At 72.4% G+C, this 15,872-nt stretch carries 18 protein-coding genes; 7 read left to right on the top strand and 11 right to left on the bottom strand.

Features of this window, described 5'->3' with window-relative positions:
- Positions 1-39: 39 nt before the first annotated feature.
- Positions 40-834 (bottom strand): aldo/keto reductase, encoded by a 795-nt coding sequence (locus tag GA0070624_RS10150; RefSeq protein WP_091339418.1) that lies wholly within the window; start codon positions 832-834, stop codon positions 40-42.
- Positions 835-969: 135 nt separating this feature from the next.
- On the opposite strand from GA0070624_RS10150, the gene GA0070624_RS10145 reads away from it, so the two are divergent.
- A complete protein-coding gene (locus GA0070624_RS10145; protein WP_091339415.1) occupies positions 970-1,998 on the top strand; it encodes a DNA polymerase ligase N-terminal domain-containing protein in 1,029 nt (342 codons plus the stop codon).
- A gap of 8 nt (positions 1,999-2,006) precedes the next feature.
- Positions 2,007-3,290 carry a threonine synthase gene (locus GA0070624_RS10140; protein ID WP_245718735.1) on the top strand — a complete coding sequence of 428 codons (1,284 nt, stop codon included), beginning with the start codon at positions 2,007-2,009 and terminating at the stop codon, positions 3,288-3,290.
- Here the strand turns inward: GA0070624_RS10140 and GA0070624_RS10135 are convergent.
- From GA0070624_RS10135 to GA0070624_RS10125, 3 genes are all read right to left on the bottom strand, one after another.
- Positions 3,250-5,034: a glycoside hydrolase family 15 protein gene (locus tag GA0070624_RS10135; protein WP_091339413.1), complete on the bottom strand. Its 1,785-nt coding sequence runs from the start codon at positions 5,032-5,034 to the stop codon at positions 3,250-3,252. The two genes, GA0070624_RS10140 and GA0070624_RS10135, sit on opposite strands and share 41 nt — an antisense overlap.
- Before the next feature lie 28 nt (positions 5,035-5,062).
- Complete coding sequence (locus GA0070624_RS10130; RefSeq protein WP_091348543.1) at positions 5,063-5,470, bottom strand: cupin domain-containing protein; 408 nt, start codon at positions 5,468-5,470, stop codon at positions 5,063-5,065.
- A gap of 260 nt (positions 5,471-5,730) precedes the next feature.
- The gene (locus GA0070624_RS10125) at positions 5,731-6,318 is read right to left on the bottom strand and encodes a YcxB family protein (RefSeq protein WP_091339409.1); all 588 of its coding nucleotides are present in this window, start codon (positions 6,316-6,318) and stop codon (positions 5,731-5,733) included.
- Positions 6,319-6,404: 86 nt separating this feature from the next.
- Between GA0070624_RS10125 and GA0070624_RS10120 the strand changes: the two genes are divergently transcribed.
- The gene (locus tag GA0070624_RS10120) at positions 6,405-7,508 is read left to right on the top strand and encodes a beta family protein (protein WP_176731650.1); all 1,104 of its coding nucleotides are present in this window, start codon (positions 6,405-6,407) and stop codon (positions 7,506-7,508) included.
- Between the two features lie 11 nt (positions 7,509-7,519).
- Here GA0070624_RS10120 and GA0070624_RS10115 read toward each other — a convergent pair whose 3' ends face one another.
- A complete protein-coding gene (locus GA0070624_RS10115) occupies positions 7,520-7,801 on the bottom strand; it encodes an iron-sulfur cluster biosynthesis family protein (RefSeq protein ID WP_091339407.1) in 282 nt (93 codons plus the stop codon).
- Between the two features lie 299 nt (positions 7,802-8,100).
- On the opposite strand from GA0070624_RS10115, the gene dacB reads away from it, so the two are divergent.
- Complete coding sequence (dacB, locus tag GA0070624_RS10110; RefSeq protein WP_091339403.1) at positions 8,101-9,684, top strand: D-alanyl-D-alanine carboxypeptidase/D-alanyl-D-alanine endopeptidase; 1,584 nt, start codon at positions 8,101-8,103, stop codon at positions 9,682-9,684.
- Between the two features lie 58 nt (positions 9,685-9,742).
- Here dacB and GA0070624_RS10105 read toward each other — a convergent pair whose 3' ends face one another.
- From GA0070624_RS10105 to GA0070624_RS10085, 5 genes are all read right to left on the bottom strand, one after another.
- Positions 9,743-10,093, bottom strand: coding sequence for a DUF1330 domain-containing protein (locus GA0070624_RS10105; protein ID WP_091339400.1), 351 nt, complete (start codon positions 10,091-10,093; stop codon positions 9,743-9,745).
- Positions 10,094-10,109: 16 nt separating this feature from the next.
- Positions 10,110-10,547, bottom strand: a complete 438-nt coding sequence (locus GA0070624_RS10100; protein ID WP_091339398.1) for a nitroreductase family deazaflavin-dependent oxidoreductase — start codon at positions 10,545-10,547, stop codon at positions 10,110-10,112.
- 79 nt (positions 10,548-10,626) lie between these two features.
- Complete coding sequence (locus tag GA0070624_RS10095) at positions 10,627-11,139, bottom strand: hypothetical protein (RefSeq protein WP_245718734.1); 513 nt, start codon at positions 11,137-11,139, stop codon at positions 10,627-10,629.
- A gap of 576 nt (positions 11,140-11,715) precedes the next feature.
- On the bottom strand, positions 11,716-12,168 hold the full coding sequence (locus GA0070624_RS10090) for a pyridoxamine 5'-phosphate oxidase family protein (protein ID WP_091339395.1): 453 nt from the start codon (positions 12,166-12,168) through the stop codon (positions 11,716-11,718).
- Between the two features lie 53 nt (positions 12,169-12,221).
- Positions 12,222-12,815 carry a pentapeptide repeat-containing protein gene (locus GA0070624_RS10085; protein WP_091339391.1) on the bottom strand — a complete coding sequence of 198 codons (594 nt, stop codon included), beginning with the start codon at positions 12,813-12,815 and terminating at the stop codon, positions 12,222-12,224.
- Positions 12,816-12,880: 65 nt separating this feature from the next.
- On the opposite strand from GA0070624_RS10085, the gene GA0070624_RS10080 reads away from it, so the two are divergent.
- The gene (locus GA0070624_RS10080; protein ID WP_091339387.1) at positions 12,881-14,110 is read left to right on the top strand and encodes a serine hydrolase domain-containing protein; all 1,230 of its coding nucleotides are present in this window, start codon (positions 12,881-12,883) and stop codon (positions 14,108-14,110) included.
- A gap of 128 nt (positions 14,111-14,238) precedes the next feature.
- Positions 14,239-14,880 carry an NAD(P)-dependent oxidoreductase gene (locus GA0070624_RS10075; RefSeq protein WP_091339384.1) on the top strand — a complete coding sequence of 214 codons (642 nt, stop codon included), beginning with the start codon at positions 14,239-14,241 and terminating at the stop codon, positions 14,878-14,880.
- Positions 14,881-14,887: 7 nt separating this feature from the next.
- Here GA0070624_RS10075 and GA0070624_RS10070 read toward each other — a convergent pair whose 3' ends face one another.
- Positions 14,888-15,352 carry a PPOX class F420-dependent oxidoreductase gene (locus GA0070624_RS10070; protein WP_091339381.1) on the bottom strand — a complete coding sequence of 155 codons (465 nt, stop codon included), beginning with the start codon at positions 15,350-15,352 and terminating at the stop codon, positions 14,888-14,890.
- On the opposite strand from GA0070624_RS10070, the gene GA0070624_RS10065 reads away from it, so the two are divergent.
- A complete protein-coding gene (locus GA0070624_RS10065; RefSeq protein ID WP_141714982.1) occupies positions 15,339-15,863 on the top strand; it encodes a hypothetical protein in 525 nt (174 codons plus the stop codon). The two genes, GA0070624_RS10070 and GA0070624_RS10065, sit on opposite strands and share 14 nt — an antisense overlap.
- The last annotated feature ends 9 nt before the right edge of the window (positions 15,864-15,872 follow it).

Here is a 15,872-nt window from a genome sequence, read left to right as displayed (position 1 = left end):
GCTATCGAGGCGCACCAGGGCCGATCGGCCCGCCCCGGCTCAGGCGGATGTCAGGCCGAGGGCGTCGATGTCGCGCATCTCCTCGGCGGTGAGCGAGAAGTGGAAGACGTCGATGTTGGCTCGGATTCGGTCCGGGGTGACCGACTTGGGGATCACCACGATCTCGTGGTCGATGTGCCAGCGGAGCACCACCTGCGCGGGCGACACGTCGTGCGCCTCGGCGATCCGGACCAGCACCGGGTGGGTCAGGTCGCTGGTCTTGAACGGGCTGTAGCCCTCCAGCACCACGCCCCGGTCCCGGTGGGCGGCGTGCGTCTGCCGGTCGTACAGCGACGGGCTCCACCGGATCTGGTTGACCGCGGGGGTCTCCTCGGTGGACTGGATCAGCTCGTCGATCTGTCCGATGCTGTAGTTGCTCACCCCGACCGTCCGGGTCAGGCCCTCGTCCCGGGCGGCCAGGAACTCGCGCCAGATCGGGATGCTGTCGCCCGGCGAGGAGGGCGGCCAGTGGATCAGCCACAGGTCGACGTGGTCGGTGTCCAGGGCGCGCAGGCTCGCCTCGATGGTCTCCCGTTCCCGGCCCGCCCGTTCCGGCGGCAGCTTCGTGGTGATGAAGACGTCCTCCCGGCGCAGTCCGCTCTCCTTGATCGCCCGGCCCACCTCCTTCTCGTTCCCGTACATGGTGGCGGTGTCGATGAGCCGGTAGCCCGCGTCGAGGGCGGCGAGCACGGCCTCGTAGCCGGCCTGGCCGGTGGCCTGCCAGGTGCCGAAGCCGAGCAGCGGTATCCGGGCGTCGCCGGCGAGCGGGACCGTGGGCTGTTCAGCGGTGGTCATGGCGGCTGTTCTACCCCTGATCACGGCGGCCATGCCCGCGACCCGCCGGGGCCGAAAGACTCGCGGAGGAGGAAACGGGACGATCCGCCGCGCCGGTCGGCTGCGGACCACCGCCGCGTACCGGAGAATGCGGGAGTGGCTGACCGGTTGGAGGAGTACCGGCGCAGACGGGACGCGAAGCGTACCCCCGAGCCGGTGCCGGAGCGGACACCCGCGCGGAAACGGACCGGCCGGGGAAAGGCCCGCTTCGTCATCCAGCAGCACCACGCCCGCCGGCTGCACTGGGACCTGCGACTGGAGCACGAGGGGGTGCTGGCCTCGTGGGCGGTGCCGCGCGGCCTGCCCCGGGAGCCCGGCCGCAACCACCTCGCCGTGCACACCGAGGACCACCCGATGGAATACCTGACGTTCCACGGCGAGATCCCGGCCGGCGAGTACGGCGGCGGCAAGATGATCATCCACGACACCGGGACGTACCGGGCCGAGAAGTGGCGCGACGACGAGGTGATCGTGGTCCTGGACGGCAAGCGGACCACGGGCCGCTACGTGCTCTTCGCCACCGGTGGCCGGGACTGGATGATCCGCCGCACCGACCCCCCGCCGGCCGACTGGACCCCCATGCCCGAGCTGGTCCGACCGATGCATCCGACCCCGGCGGGCAGGCTGCCGAAGGACGAGAGCGAGTGGGGGTACGAGCTGCGCTGGGACGGCGTCCGGGCGATGGCGTACGTCTCGGGCGGCCGGCTGCGGCTGCTGTCGGAGTCGGACGAGGACGTGACCGGGACGTACCCGTGGCTGCGGCAGATGGCGGAGGAGCTGGCGCCGACGGAGGCGGTGCTGGACGGCGTGCTGGTCCGGATCGACGCCGCCGGACGGGTCCGGCCGGCGACCGGCAGAGACGGCCAGTTCCTGATCTTCGACCTGCTCTGGCTCGAGGGCGCGACCAGCATCGACGTGCCGTACGCGCAGCGCCGGGAGCTGCTCGACGGTCTGGCGCTCGCCGGCCCGCACTGGCAGACCCCGCCGTGGTTCCCCGGCGTCGGCGCGGACGCCCTGCGCACCGCCGCCGAACAGGGGCTCCCCGGAGTGGTCGCGAAGCGGCTCGACTCCCCGTACGAGCCGGGTCGGCGCAGCCGGCGCTGGCTGAGCATCGACACGAGCTGAGGATCATCGTGCACCTGACGCACCTGGAGTGCCCGCGCTGCGGCCGGGAGCACCCGACGGAGAAGTTGCAGAACCTCTGCGACTGCGGCTCGCCGCTGCTGGCCCGCTACGACCTGGCCGCGGTGGCGGAGTCGGTGACCCCGGAGCAGTTCGGGCTGCGCCCGGCCGATCTCTGGCGCTACCGGGAGCTGCTGCCGGTGGCCGACCCCCGGTTCGTCACCACGTTGGGCGAGGGCTGGACGCCGCTGCTGCGGGCCCCGGCGTACGGGGCGGAGATCGGCATCCCGGACCTGCTGGTGAAGGACGAGGGGCTCACCCCGACCGGCTCGTTCAAGGCGCGCGGCGCGGCGGTGGGCGTGAGCCGGGCCCGGGAGCTGGGCGTCGAGCGGATCGCCATGCCGACCAACGGCAACGCGGGGGCGGCCTGGGCGACGTACGCGGCCCGGGCCGGGATGGGCGCGACCATCGCGATGCCGCTGGACGCGCCGGCCATCTGCCGGCGCGAGTGCCTGGCCGCCGGCGCGGATCTGCGGCTGATCGACGGCCTGATCAGCGACGCCGGCCGCTGGGTCGCCGGCCAGATCGCCGAGTCGGGCGGCCGGGTCTTCGACGCCGGGACGCTGCGCGAGCCCTACCGGCTGGAGGGCAAGAAGACGATGGGGTACGAGATCGTCGAGCAGCTCGGCTGGCAGGTGCCCGACGTGATCATCTATCCGACCGGCGGCGGGGTCGGGCTGATCGGCATCCACAAGGCGCTGCACGAGCTGCGGGAGCTGGGCTGGGTGGAGGACCGGCTGCCCCGGCTGGTGGCGGTGCAGTCCACCGGCTGCGCGCCGATCGTCCGGGCCTTCGCCGCCGGGGAGGAGCGGGCGACGCCGTGGCCGGACGCGCACACGGTGGCATTCGGCATCACCGTGCCGTCCCCGCTCGGCGACGAGCTGATCCTGACCGCGCTGCGGGAGAGCGGCGGGACCGCGATCGCGGTCGACGACGCGGAGATCCTGGCCGATCTGCGGGACTTCGCCGCCCGGGAGGGGCTGCTGCTCTGCCCGGAGGGGGCGGCCTGCCTCTCCGCCGCCCGGCACCTGCGGGCGGGCGGCTGGATCCGGGCCGGCGAGCGGGTGGTGGTGCTGAACACCGGCGCGGGCCTGAAGTACCCGGAGACGGTGGACGTGTCGGCGGTGCCGGTCATCCGTGACCTGGCGGCCTGGGGCCCGGCACGGTACGCGATCAGGCAGGTGATCGCCCGGCTCAGACCGTCGTCGGGTCGGTCAGTCGCCAGGCCGCGTTGATCAGGCCGATGTGCGACAGCGCCTGCGGCGTGTTGCCCAGCTGCGCCCCGGTGCTCAGGTCGATCTGCTCGGCGAAGAGGCCCAGGTCGTTGCCGTAACCGAGCACCTTCTCGAACAGCGCCCGGGCCCGGTCCATCTCGCCCGCCATCGCCAGGCACTCCACCAGCCAGAACGAGCAGACCACGAACCCGGCCGGGTCGGTGTTCCAGCGCCGGACCAGTCCGTCCTCGGTGCTCAGCTCGCGCTCGATCACGTCGATGGTGGAACGCATCCGCGGATCGGACGCGGGGAGGAAGCGCACGATCGGCATGTAGAGCGCCGAGGCGTCCAGCTCGGCCGAGCCGAAGGCGGCGGTGTACGCGCCGATCCGGTCGTTCCAGCCCTCGCGCAGCACGGTCTCGCGGATCTCGTCCCGGATCTCCGCCCAGCGGCGCGGGTCGGCCCGGTCCCCGAGCTGCGGCGCCAGCCGCACCGCCCGGTCCAGCGCCGCCCAGCAGAACACCTTGGACGACAGGTAGTGCCGCTCGCCGTCCCGAATCTCCCACACCCCCCGGTCGGGCAGCCGCCAGGTCGCGGCCACGTGCTCGGCCAGCCCGACCACCATCTCCAGGAGCTCCTCGTCGAGCGTGGCGCCGAGGTAGTCGTGCAGCCGCCAGACCGCCGAGAGCACCTCGCCGGGCACGTCGAGCTGACGCTGGCGCCAGGCGTCGTTGCCGATCCGCACCGGGCGGCTGTCCGCGTACCCGCGCAGGTGGGTGCACTCGTGTTCGGAGAGGTCCCGCTCCCCCTCCAGGCCGAAGACCACCGGCACCGGCTGGTCCCCGACCCGGCCGATCGAGCGGGCCGCCCAGGCGAAGAGGCGGGACGCCTCGATGGGGCAGGCCGCCACCCAGAAGGCGCGCATGGTCGCCGCGAAGTCGCGCAGCCAGGAGTAGCGGTAGTCGTAGTTGCGGTCGCCGCCGATTCGCTCGGGCAGCGAGGTGGTCAGCGCGGCGGCGACCGCGCCGCTGCGGGTGTACGTCAGCCCGGTGAGCACGGTTGCGCTGTTCCGGACCTGGTCGGGATAGCAGCCGGAGTACCGGTGGTTCTCCCGGTACGCCTCCCACGCGCGCGTCGTCTCGGCGAGAGTGGTGACCGGGTCGAGCCGGGCCGGCGGGTTCCCGTAGACCGGGGCGTACGCCAGGTCGAAGCCGACGACCTGGCCGGCGGCCACCTCGAAGGTGTGCGCGACCCGGTCCCGGTCGGTGCGCAGCGCCTGCCCGCCGCCGCGCAGCGTCAGCCGCACCGGTCCGGCGGCGGCCAGCACGCCGCCGTCCGGCTGCTCGTGCAGGTATGGGGTGAGCAGCCCGTACTCCGGTCGGGGGGCGAAGTCCAGGTGCATCCGGACCCGACCGGTCAGCCCCTCGACCACCCGGAGCAGCACCGCCGGGGAGTTCATCCCCAGCTGGTGGCCGCGGGCGCCCAGTTCGGCGGCCAGCGCGTCGGTGACCGCGACGCTCCCGTCCGGGGTGTGGTGGACGGTACGCAGGACCAGCGTGTCCGGGTGGTACGCCCGCTCCACCCGGCTCGCCGCCAGCGGCGCGATCCGCCAGTGCCCGCCGTCAGGGTCGAGCAGCCGGCCGAAGACCGAGGGGGCGTCGAACCGGTCCGGGCACCACCAGTCGACCGACCCGTCCCGCCCGACGAGGGCGCCGGAGCGGCAGTCGGAGAGGAATCCGTAGTCGGAGATCGCCGGCTGGTCCACCCGGTCCTGGTACCCCGACCGGAAGTTTTCAGACCGTATGGCCCCTGGCGGTCGGCGGCTCGTCCTGGCCCGCCGCCTCTGCCGCTTCGGCCTCCTCCTTGGTTCGGTGCACCACCTGGTCGGCGTGCTCCGGCGGCCCGTAGACGGTGTAGAGGACCAGCGGGTTGGGACCGGTGTTGACGAAGTTGTGCTTGGTGCCGGCCGGCACGACCACCAGGTCCCCGGCGACGACCTCCTTCTTCTCGCCGGCCACCCGGGCCTCGCCCGTGCCGCTGACGAAGGTGAGGATCTGGTCGACGTCCTCGTGGACCTCCTCGCCGATCTCCCCGCCGGGCGGAATGGTCATGATCACCAGCTGGGTGTACTCCCCGGTCCAGAGCACCCGACGGAAGTCCGGGCTCCTCTCGGCGACGGTCGCGATCGTGAAATGCTCCATGGCGCGCACATACCCGGTCCCCGCCGCCGCCACGCCGAGACTGCCAAATGATGGAATTCCCCACTGATTCCTGGTTTGCATCCCCGCTGGACGGGCATGTGGATCGGCAAGACCGGTGCACGGACGGCCGGTCGAGCCAGGTCCCCGCTGTCGTACCGCCGTACGGCTGCGGTGGTGGGAGACGGCCGAGCGCGGCGACGTTACGACTGAGGTCGAGCGGCGCCGTGCGCTCGTGTGCGCGTACCCGTCCCGGCTGGTCGTCACCGGTCGCCGAGCCGACGCGTGTGCGCGGCGAGCAGCGCCCGCAGCCCCGCCGCGTCAGTCTCCCCCATCGCCCGCTTCGGCAGCACCAGCACGGCGGCGCCGAGCCGGTCCGAGGCGAGCAGGGCGAACGACCGCGCGGTCTCCAGGTGGTAGGGGTACTGGCTCCAGGCGGTCCTCGTCTCGCCGGTGGCCCCGGCGATGTGGACACCGGCCTCGCCGACCGACACGCGCAGCGGCCGGGCCAGCATCGGGTTGCCCTGGATCAGCTGTCGGGACGACCACCGGTAGGTGAGCCGGGCCGGGTTGAGCCGCCGACGGAACAGCAGGGTGAGCCCGACCGAGAACAGCAGCATGAACATCGCCAGGATGGCCAGCGCGACCCCGACGGTGGGCGTGAGGTCGCCGGACAGGGCCGACTTCAGCGCGACGACCAGGACGATGCCCAGGGTCAGCAGCGGGGCGAGCCAGCGCAGGTACCACGGGCGGCGGATCACGCGGTGCGCGGCGGTGAGCCCGTCGAGCAGGTCGTCGGCGGTGAGGGTGAACTCCAGCAGCACGGGCTGGGCGGTCGCGTCGGCGGACATGGTGTCGAAGCTTACGACCGGGTCACCGTGAGGTGCCGCGCCGGAAGGACCGGTGACTAAATGCGAATGTTTGGTTACATTGAACTATGGTGCCCGCCCACGGGGGTCGGGCGGCGGAACCGGTCTACCGCCCTATCCTGCTCAGCCGACGTGGTGAGCTGGAGGCGCTGACTCATCTCGACGGCGCCACCGCTCCCCTGCTCGGTCCGATTCTCTACGTCCCCGCAGTCGATCCGTGCATTGTGGACCTGCTCGGTCGGTTGCCCGCCGGGCTGGTCCCGGCCGTCGACGTCTCCGCCCTGCCGGACACCCCGGAGGCCGAACTGGTCCGCTGGGGCGTACCCCTGGTGCCGGTGCTCGGGCTCGCGGAGAGCAACCGACGGCTGGTGGCGCACGGCGTCGCGGCGCGGGCGTACGCCCGACGGGCGGTGGTCCGGCTGCGGACGGGGCAGGACCGGGCCGGCCCGGACGCGACGACCACTGCGATGGAGCGGGTCTGGCGGCTGGCCCGGCTCGTCCCCGAGCAGTGCGACCTGCTGGTCGACGCGGGCGACGTCTGCTGCCCGGCGGACGTGCGGTTGGTTGAACCCCGGGTCCGGCGGCTGCTGGAGTGGGCCCGGCGGCACGCCTGGCGGTCGGTGACCGTGGCGGCCGGCGGGATGCCGCCGACGCTGACCCGCCTGCCCACTGACGAGCCGGTACGCCTGGAGCGCTTCGACTGGCAGCTCTGGCAGCGCCTGGCCGACCTCGGCGTCGGCTATGGCGACTACGGGGTGAGCCACGCGGCGCCGAGCGCGGACGGGCCGGGCGACCGGCTGCCGACCTTGCGGTACACCGCCGACGGTGCGTGGTGGATCTACCGCTGGTCTCGGCGGGGCGGGCGGGGCGACGAGCGCTTCGCCGACCTGTGCCGGACGCTGGTCTCGGCCCCGCACTGGCCGACCGCCGGGGCGGCCTTCTCCTGGGGCGACCATGAGATCGTGCGGCGGGCCCGCCGGGTGGCCGGCCCGGGCTCGTCGACCAACTGGGTTGCCTGGGGCACCTCGCACCACCTGGCGCACGTGCTGGGCGCGCTGCTCCGGCCGAGCCGGGAGCAGCGTCCCGGGCCCTGGCGCGCCGGCCAGGACACCCCCGAACGTGGACGGTCGGGCCGGCCGCAACGCGGCGGCGAGACCCGCCGTGCCGGCTGAGCCGGCGGCGGTCACTCCTTCTCGGTGAAGCCGAACTGGACGATCCCCTCGTCGTCGACGGTGGCGTCGACGGAGGTGTCGTTGAGCAGCTGGGCGGCGTCGGTGTCGAGGAAGATGCGCGCGCCCTGGTTGTCGACCACCTGGTCGCCCTGCACCGGCTGCGGCACCAGCTCGATGGAGAGCGAGCCGGCCTGGGTGTCGGCCGCGATGCGCAGCCCGCCGGCCTCGCCGACGTCCTGCTGGTAGGCGAGGTCGCGGATCACCATGACGGCGTTGTCGGTCATGGTCAGCATGAGGAACTCCTAATGGCTGTTGGGGATCGCGGCGGGTCTGCCGGCCGCTGTCGGCCGGGCCCGGGACCCAGGAAGGCGAATCGGGCCGCCGTGAACCGGGGCAGGTCGAAGGCCCCTCAGGGCCTACGGTGCCCCCTGCCGAGGCATCCGTCAAATAGAGCGAGGTCAGTCGAGAGTGCCCACGGGACCGGCGCATGTCCCGCCCGGCAACGGGTAACCGTGCTGGTTCGGGCGGATCGCGGCAATAACTTTCGCTGTAGAGGGTTCTCCGGAGGAAACCTCCATGGCAGCATCGACGCATGCATCGTCGTCTTTTTCCGCGGACGCTCGCGGTACTGGCGCTGGTCGCCACCGCGGCCACCGCCGGCGCGCCCACCGCCACGGCCGAGTCGCCCACCCCCGCGCAGACCCGCCTGAACGCCACCATCGACGCGGTCCTGGCCGACTCCCGGCTCGCCGGGGCACAGGCCGGAGTGGTCGTTGTGGACACCGCCACCGGCCAGACCCTGTACAACCGCAACGGCGACCGCCGGCTGGTGCCGGCCTCGAACACCAAGCTGCTCACCTCGACCGCGGCGCTGCAACTGCTCGGCCCCGGCCACCGTTTCAGCACCGACGTCGCCACCAGCGGAGCACGCGGGGCCGGGATCGTCTCCGGCGACCTCTACCTGCGCGGCGGCGGCGACCCGACGATGCTGGCCGAGGACTACGACGCGCTCGCCGCCCAGGTCGCGGCCGACGGCGTACGGGTGGTGACCGGCGATCTGGTCGCCGACGACACCCGCTACGACAAGACCCGGCTGGGCAACGACTGGACCTGGGACGACGAGTCCTACTACTACGCCGCGCAGGTGTCCGCGCTGACCGTGGCGCCGGACACCGACTACGACGCCGGCACCGTGATCGTGCACGCCGCCCCGGCCGCCGACGCCGGCGCGCCGCCGGTCATCACGATGACCCCGCCCAACGGCTACCTGCGGATCGAGAACCGGGCCGAGACAGTCGCCGACGGGAAGACGACGATCTCGTTCGAGCGTGAGCACGGCGGTAACACCATCGTGGTGACCGGGCAGATCGCGGTCGGCGAGGCCCCGCAGAGCGACTGGATGACGGTCTGGGAGCCCACCGGGTACGCCGCCGACATCTTCCGGTCGGCGCTGACCCGGCACGGGGTCCGGGTGCTCGGGCGGACCGTCCTCGGCCAGGTCACCCCCGCCGAGGCGACGCCGGTCGCCCGGCACGACTCGATGACCCTCGCCGACCTGCTGGTGCCGTTCCTCAAGCTCTCCAACAACGGGCACGCGGAGGTGCTGACCAAGGAGGTCGGCCGGGTCCGCGCCGGCTCCGGCACCTGGTCGGCCGGCCTCACCGCGATCGGCGAGTACGTCGGCGACACCGGCATGGACACCGGGACGCTGCGCCAGCGGGACGGCTCCGGCCTCTCCAGGCGCAACCTGATCCCGCCGGCCGAGTTCGTCAAGCTGCTCTCGGCGGTCCGCGCCGAACCCTGGTTCGACACCTGGTACGCCGCGCTGCCCATCGCCGGGAACGCCGAGCGGTTCGTCGGCGGGACGCTGCGCAGCCGGATGCGCGGGACGCCGGCGGCGAACAACGTGCACGGCAAGACCGGCAGCCTGACCGGGGTGTCCAGCCTCTCCGGCTACGTCACCGACGCCGACGGCCACCTGCTGGCCTTCTCGATCGTGCTCAACAACTATCTGGCCTCCTCGGTCAAGGGGCTGGAGGACCAGATCGCGATCGCGCTGGCGTCGTACACCGAGCAGGAGACGACCGTGGCGCGGCTGGCGGTCCCGACGGCGCCGGAGTCGCCGCGGGTGCCGGAGGGGCTGGAGTGCTCCTGGGTGAAGCCGATCGTCTGCTGACCCCGCGCGGGCCCCTTCCCCTCGGGTGGGAAGGGGCCCGTGACCCGGGGTCAGACCCTCAGCCCGCGTTGGGGATGCGCTCGCGGAGGCGGGCGGCGGTGCGGGCGGCGTCGTAGTCCGGCCCGACTCCCTCGACGAGGATCGCGGAGCCCTCGATGTGCCGCAGCCGCAGCGGCAGGATCTCCTGGTACGCCGGCGAGGCGTACCAGGCGCGGGCCCGCTCGACGTCGGGGAACTCGATGATGACGACGGTCCCGGGCCAGTCGCCCTCGATGACCTCCGGCTTGGGGCCGTGCACCAGGAAGCGACCCTCGTACGGGTCGAGGGTCGCCTGGATCTTCTCCAGGTACTCGAAGATGTCGTCGTTGAGCTGCGGGGTACGCAGGTGGGCGAGCGCGAACGCGGGCATGGTCCCTCCCCTGTGGTCAGATCCGTTCGAGCACCACGACCGGGATATCCCGATCGGTCCTGGCCTGATAGCCCTCGTACGCCGGCCAGATGGCGGTCATCGTCCGCCACATCCGCGGCTTCTCCTCCGGGCCGGCGGTCCGCGCCCGGGCGGTGAACTTCTCCGCGCCGACCTGCACCTGGACCTCCGGCTCGGCGAGCAGGTTGAGGTACCAGGCGGGGTGCTGCGGGGCGCCGCCCTGGGAGCCGACCACCAGGAGGTCGTCCCCGTCCCGGCCGTAGATCAGCGCGGTACGCCGCAGCTTGCCACTACGCCGCCCCCGGGTGGTCAGCAGCAGCGTGTGGACCCCGGGCCGCCACTCGTGCCCCTCCGCACCGTCGGTCTCGACGTACCGGCGGATGTGCTCGGCGACCCACCCCTCGGGACTGTCCAGCACCTGCTCGCTCGCCGTCATGTATCCCTCCCGGATGGTCGGCGCGTCGTCGCGCCCACGCTACTCCCGGGCTGCGGCGGGCACCCGGATGAACCGCGGGTCAGCGCAGCGCGGCCGCCTGGATGCCGACGTTGCCGCAGTCGCCGAAGGTCTCCTCCACCGTCCAGTTCATCAGCAGCTTCGCTCCCTTCGGCGCGCGGAACCGGACCGTGAACTCGGCGGTGTGCTCGGTGTGCGGGTCCTCCATCCGCAGAGTTCTGGTCGGCCCGCCGGTCGAGAGCCGGACGTCGAGGCGACCCCGGGCCATCCAGAGCCCGGCGTAAAGCCGTACGGTGCGCAGTTCGCCGTTGGCGGCGACGGAGAGCGCGAAGCCGTTGCCGGTGTAGCAGGTGTAGACCCCGCTCGTGGTGCCGCTGACGAGCCCGACGGGTGCCCCGTCCCGCCAGGCGTACGCCTCCGGGTTGTTGCTGTAGCTCTCCCGCTGGCCGCGGCCGCCCTCGTCGCGGATCTCGCCGGAGCCGTTCCGCCTGCGGACCGGCCGGTCCGCGCCGAGCAGTCCCCAGTGGACCCAGTCGACCGGGCCGACCACGGTGAGGTCGACCAGCGCCGGCACGTCCCCCGGGTGACGGTGAGGAGCGGCTCGATGGCCGGTTTGGACGGCGACGGTGGCCGCTGCCGGGGGCGCAGCCCCGGCGAGATCGCCCCGGCGTCGACTCCCGGCTGCCGCTCACCGGGGGACGGGACGATTGGCCGCCCCGCCCCGGTCGGCGGCCCCGGGAGGACGGCGTTTTCCTCCCGGGGCGCGGGGTGCCGCTCGCTGCCGAGGTACGCGACGAGGGCGGCCAGGCAGGCGAACGCGACGAGCGCCTCCAGCAGCCAGCGGCGGCGCCGCCGAGTGCGGGCGATCCGGCGCAGCGCGGAGCGGGTCTGGCGGCAACCGTAGGGGGACCAGGTTCGGCCGCCGACCCGGTCACGGTCGTCCTCCGCCACCGCACCTCCGCTCTCCGCGCACCCCCGGCCGCCACGACGGCCGGGCATGACCCGGCTTCACGTTTTCACCGGGCGGGCTTGTGCGCCATACGTGCGCGGGTGGGCGTTTCCAGTTTGTTACCAAGCGGTAGTGACGATGGGATCGCTCCCGGTGAGCTACGCAGGGCGTTTCCCGACCGGGCCGCCGCGGACGGCAGGGTCACCTGCGCTGGCGTCGGCGCAGTCCCCGGCCGGGATGCCAGCTCTCGATCACCAGATGGTCCGGTGGATCGCCGACCCGGGTCAGCACCACCTCGGTCAGCTCGATCCGGAACCGGTGCGAACCGTCCTCGGCCGGCGGCTCCTCGTGCGCCAGGCCGGCGATCTTCGCGTCGCCGCCCCACGACCCCGGATCATCCTCCGGGGTGTCCTCGGTGGGGCAGTGCAGCGCCACCCGGGCGTCGCGCCGCAGGTCCAGCGCCTTCACCGCGTTGGCCATGCTGCCCAGCCGCAGCTGCCCGTCGTCGGCGAAGTCGAACTCGGTGCCGCTGATCCGGGGCGACCCGTCCCGGCGCAGCGTCGCCATCGTGCCGTGCTTGCGTACCGAGAACCGGGCGCGGACGCGCGCCGCGAACTCGGGTTCGGACTCGACCAGATCCGCCCACCATGTCATGCGGGCCAGCCTGGCAGGAAAACCTGACAGGAGGCGACTCCTTTCGCACGTGATCAGCGGATCTCGAAGCCCAACGCCTGGGCCACCACGATCGCCTGCTCCGCGTCGATGATCGCCCCGGCCCGCTCGACCACCGTCGGGTCCAGCGCGGTCAGGTCGCTGCCCCGCAGGTCGGCCTTGATGAGCCGGGAGCTGTGCAGCTGGGCGCCGGACAGGTCGACGCCGGTCACGGTCGCGCCGGTGAGGTCGGCGCCGGTCAGGTCAACCTCGCGCATCCGTACGTCGGTGATGCTGACCCCGCGCAGGTCCGCGCCGGGCAGCGCGACGAAGGACCAGTCCCCGCCGCTGATCCGCAGCGGCCGCAGCTCGCACTGGTCGAAGCTGCTGCCGACCAACTTGCAGCCGGTGAACTCGGCCTCGAACAGGTTGCACCGCTTGAAGGTGCAGCGGGTGAAGGCGGAGTCGATGTGGCGGGACGCGTTGAAGGCGACGTTGCCGAAGGTGCACTCGGTGAAGACCGTCCCCTGGCTGACCGCCTCGGTGAGATCGACGTGGAAGAAGGAGCAGCGCACGAAGTGCCGGTCGACCAACTCCTCGGCATACCAGTCCTCGTCACGGTAGGTGACGTCCTCGGTGGGTTCCGGCACCGGGCCAGATTAGTGGTGCCCGCCGACACTTCCCGGTGGGCGTACCGACTAGTAGGTTCAGCGGCGTGAGCGTGGCAGTCAGCACCGACCCGGACCGTATCGGCTTCGACCCCGCCCGACTGGCGCGGATCGACCGGCATTTCCGCAGGTACGTCGACGACGGCCGGCTCGCCGGCTGGCAGATCGTGGTCGCCCGTCGCGGCGAGATCGCCCACTCCGCCACCTACGGGCTGCGGGACCGGGAGGCCGGCGCGCCCGTCGAGCAGGACACCCTCTGGCGCATCTACTCGATGACCAAGCCGATCACCTCCGTCGCCGCGATGATGCTCTGGGAGGAGGGCCGCTTCGAGCTCAACGACCCGATCAGCCGCTGGCTGCCCGAGTTCGCCGATGTCCGGGTCTATGACAAGGGGTCGCTGCTCAAGCCGTACACGGTGCCCGCGGTCGAGCCGATCCGGGTCTGGCACCTGCTCACGCACACCTCCGGCCTGACGTACGGCTTCGTGCAGACCTCGGTGGTCGACGGCCTCTACCGGTCGGCGGGCTTCGACCTGGGCGTGCCGGCCGGCGCGGACCTGGCGGCGGCGACGGAGGGGCTGGCCCGGCTGCCGCTGCTCTTCCAGCCGGGCACGAGCTGGAACTACGGCGTCTCCACCGACGTGCTGGGTCGGCTGATCGAGGTGATCTCCGGGCAGCGGCTGGACGAGTTCTTCACCGAGCGGATCTTCCGGCCGCTCGGCATGACGGACACCCGCTGGTGGGTGGACGAGCCGGACGCCAAGCGGCTGGCCGCCCTCTACACGCCGCACCCGGCGACCGGTGAGGCGGTGCGCGCCGACGGCGTGGGCCGGGCCGCGCTGACCGAGCCGAGCTGGCTCTCCGGCGGCGGCGGGCTGGTCTCCACGGCCGCCGACTACCACCGCTTCACCCAGTTCCTGCTGCGCGGCGGCGAGCTGGACGGGGCACGCCTGCTGGGCCCGCGGACGCTGCGCTTCATGACCCGCAATCACCTGCCCGGCGGCCGTGACCTGGCCTCCTTCTCCCCGGACGGCTTCGAGACGGTGCTCGACGGCATCGGCTTCGGCCTCGGCTTCGCCGTGGTGCTGGATCCGGTCCCGGCCCGGGTGCCGAGCAGCGTCGGCGAGTTCTACTGGGGCGGACTGGCCAGCACCGCGTTCTGGGTGGACCCGGTGGAGGAGGTCACCGCGCTGCTCTTCACCCAGCTCATGCCGTCGAGCACCTACCCGCTGCGCTCGCAGCTGCGCCAGCTGGTCTACTCCGCCCTGATCGACTGACCCGAGCGGGTTGCCGTCGGGGGACGGCTCGGGTCGCCCGCCGCCGGGATCGCCGTTACGCCACCGGGCGGGCGGCCCGCTCCATAGCCTGGGAGTCGGAACACGTCCCGCCGGGAGGTGATCAGGCCATGAGCAACATCGTCGTGTTCGGCGCCGGTGGCACCGCGGGATCGCGGATCACCGACGAGGCGGTGAACCGGGGGCACCGGGTCACCGCGGCGGTACGCCGCCCGGAGGCGACGAGCTACCTGTCGGGCTCGGTGCGTACGGTCACCGGCGACGCGACGTCGGCGCGGAGCGTACGGGAGCTGGCCGCGGACGCCGACGTGATGGTGGTGGCGCTCGGCGGCGGCGAGCGGGAGCTGTGGCCGGACGCGGCCCAGACGCTGGTCGACACGCTCCGCGAGCTGCCCGACCCGCCCCGGGTGATCCACGTGGGCGGCGGGGCGACGCTGCTGACGCCGAAGGGCACCCCGTACCTGGACGAGCCGGACTTCCCCGAGGAGTACCGGGACGCGGCACTGGGCCAGGCCGAAGCCCTGGCCGTCTACCGCTCCTCGGGCGACGGGGTGACCTGGACGTACGTCTCCCCGCCGCCGTTGGAGTTCCACCCGGGCGAGCGCACCGGGCATTACCGGACCGGCACCGACCACCCGGTGACGGACGAGCAGGGCCGCTCGGTGCTGACCTACGAGGACCTGGCGGTGGCGATCGTGGACGAGATCGAGAATCCGCGCTTCCCGAACGCCCGGTTCACCGCGGCGTACTGACCGGGGCTCAGTCGGCCAGCCGGGCCGGGAAACCCCCGGTGGCGATCGGCCCCCAGCTGTCGATGGTGACCCTGATCAGGGACTTGCCCTGCTTGACCATCGCCTCCCGGTACTCGTCCCAGTCCGGGTGCTCGCCCGAGATGCTGCGGAAGTACTCCACCAGCGGTTCCAGCGCCTCGGGCAGGTCGAGCACCTCGGCGGTGCCGTCCACCTGCACCCAGGGCCCGTTCCACTCGTCGGAGAGCACGCAGGCGGAGACCCGGGGGTCGCGCCGGATGTTGGCGACCTTGGCCCGCTCGGGGTAGCTGGAGATCACCAGCCGGCCCTCGGCATCCACCCCGCCGGTGACCGGCGACGACTGCGGCCGACCGTCGGAGCGGGTGGTCATCAGCAGGACCTTGTGCCGAGGGCGGAGGAACTCGATCAGGGCGTCCCGGTCCACCCGGGTGTTGCTCGCGATGGTGCGTGCCATCCCTCGGTTCTACCAGGTGCGCCTGTCGATTGGGTTAACGAGCGGGCTGTCAAGAGAATTCGGCTTAACGATCGGTCAACATGACGTCAGTTCACATCCCCATATTCGTCTATGTTTATTGCCCGCAGCAACTGTCAAGGACCGGGGGCGCGCCATGGAGGTCAAGGGGCCACAGTCGGGGATCATCCAGAACAGCGATCTCATTATCAACCACGGCGGGATCTCAGCCACCCTCCTCACATCAAATCGGGAGGCATTGCTCGCCCTCAGCGACCTCCAGACCCGACTCCAACAGTGCGTATCGGCAGGAGCGCTCGATGAGGAGACCGCCCGGGCAGCCTCCGACGAGTTGGCCAATGCCAGCCGGGCACTGACGGCAAGGGGAAGCCAGGCCGCCACTCCCGCCCTCGAACGCGCTCGCCTCATCCTCGGCACGGCAGCAGCGGCCGCACCGTTGTTGGATGCGATCACGAATATTGTGGCTCTCGTTCAAGTCGGTGGCGGGAACTGACCCGGCGAA

Source organism: Micromonospora rhizosphaerae (assembly GCF_900091465.1).
In the GTDB taxonomy this organism is placed as follows: domain Bacteria; phylum Actinomycetota; class Actinomycetes; order Mycobacteriales; family Micromonosporaceae; genus Micromonospora; species Micromonospora rhizosphaerae.
Note: the sequence above shows the minus strand (reverse complement) of the source record. Positions and strands in the feature narration are given on the sequence as shown.

Excerpts from the sequence above, each read along its gene's own strand:
- GA0070624_RS10130 (WP_091348543.1), bottom strand. The coding sequence starts at position 5,470 with ATGGAGCATTTCACGATCGCGACCGTCGCCGAGAGGAGCCCGGACTTC.
- GA0070624_RS10100 (WP_091339398.1), bottom strand. The coding sequence starts at position 10,547 with ATGACGGCGAGCGAGCAGGTGCTGGACAGTCCCGAGGGGTGGGTCGCC.
- dacB (WP_091339403.1), top strand. The coding sequence starts at position 8,101 with ATGCATCGTCGTCTTTTTCCGCGGACGCTCGCGGTACTGGCGCTGGTC.
- GA0070624_RS10070 (WP_091339381.1), bottom strand. The coding sequence starts at position 15,352 with ATGGCACGCACCATCGCGAGCAACACCCGGGTGGACCGGGACGCCCTG.
- GA0070624_RS10115 (WP_091339407.1), bottom strand. The coding sequence starts at position 7,801 with ATGCTGACCATGACCGACAACGCCGTCATGGTGATCCGCGACCTCGCC.
- GA0070624_RS10075 (WP_091339384.1), top strand. The coding sequence starts at position 14,239 with ATGAGCAACATCGTCGTGTTCGGCGCCGGTGGCACCGCGGGATCGCGG.
- GA0070624_RS10065 (WP_141714982.1), top strand. The coding sequence starts at position 15,339 with ATGGTGCGTGCCATCCCTCGGTTCTACCAGGTGCGCCTGTCGATTGGG.
- GA0070624_RS10090 (WP_091339395.1), bottom strand. The coding sequence starts at position 12,168 with ATGACATGGTGGGCGGATCTGGTCGAGTCCGAACCCGAGTTCGCGGCG.
- GA0070624_RS10120 (WP_176731650.1), top strand. The coding sequence starts at position 6,405 with ATGGTGCCCGCCCACGGGGGTCGGGCGGCGGAACCGGTCTACCGCCCT.
- GA0070624_RS10125 (WP_091339409.1), bottom strand. The coding sequence starts at position 6,318 with ATGTCCGCCGACGCGACCGCCCAGCCCGTGCTGCTGGAGTTCACCCTC.
- GA0070624_RS10105 (WP_091339400.1), bottom strand. The coding sequence starts at position 10,093 with ATGCCCGCGTTCGCGCTCGCCCACCTGCGTACCCCGCAGCTCAACGAC.
- GA0070624_RS10150 (WP_091339418.1), bottom strand. The coding sequence starts at position 834 with ATGACCACCGCTGAACAGCCCACGGTCCCGCTCGCCGGCGACGCCCGG.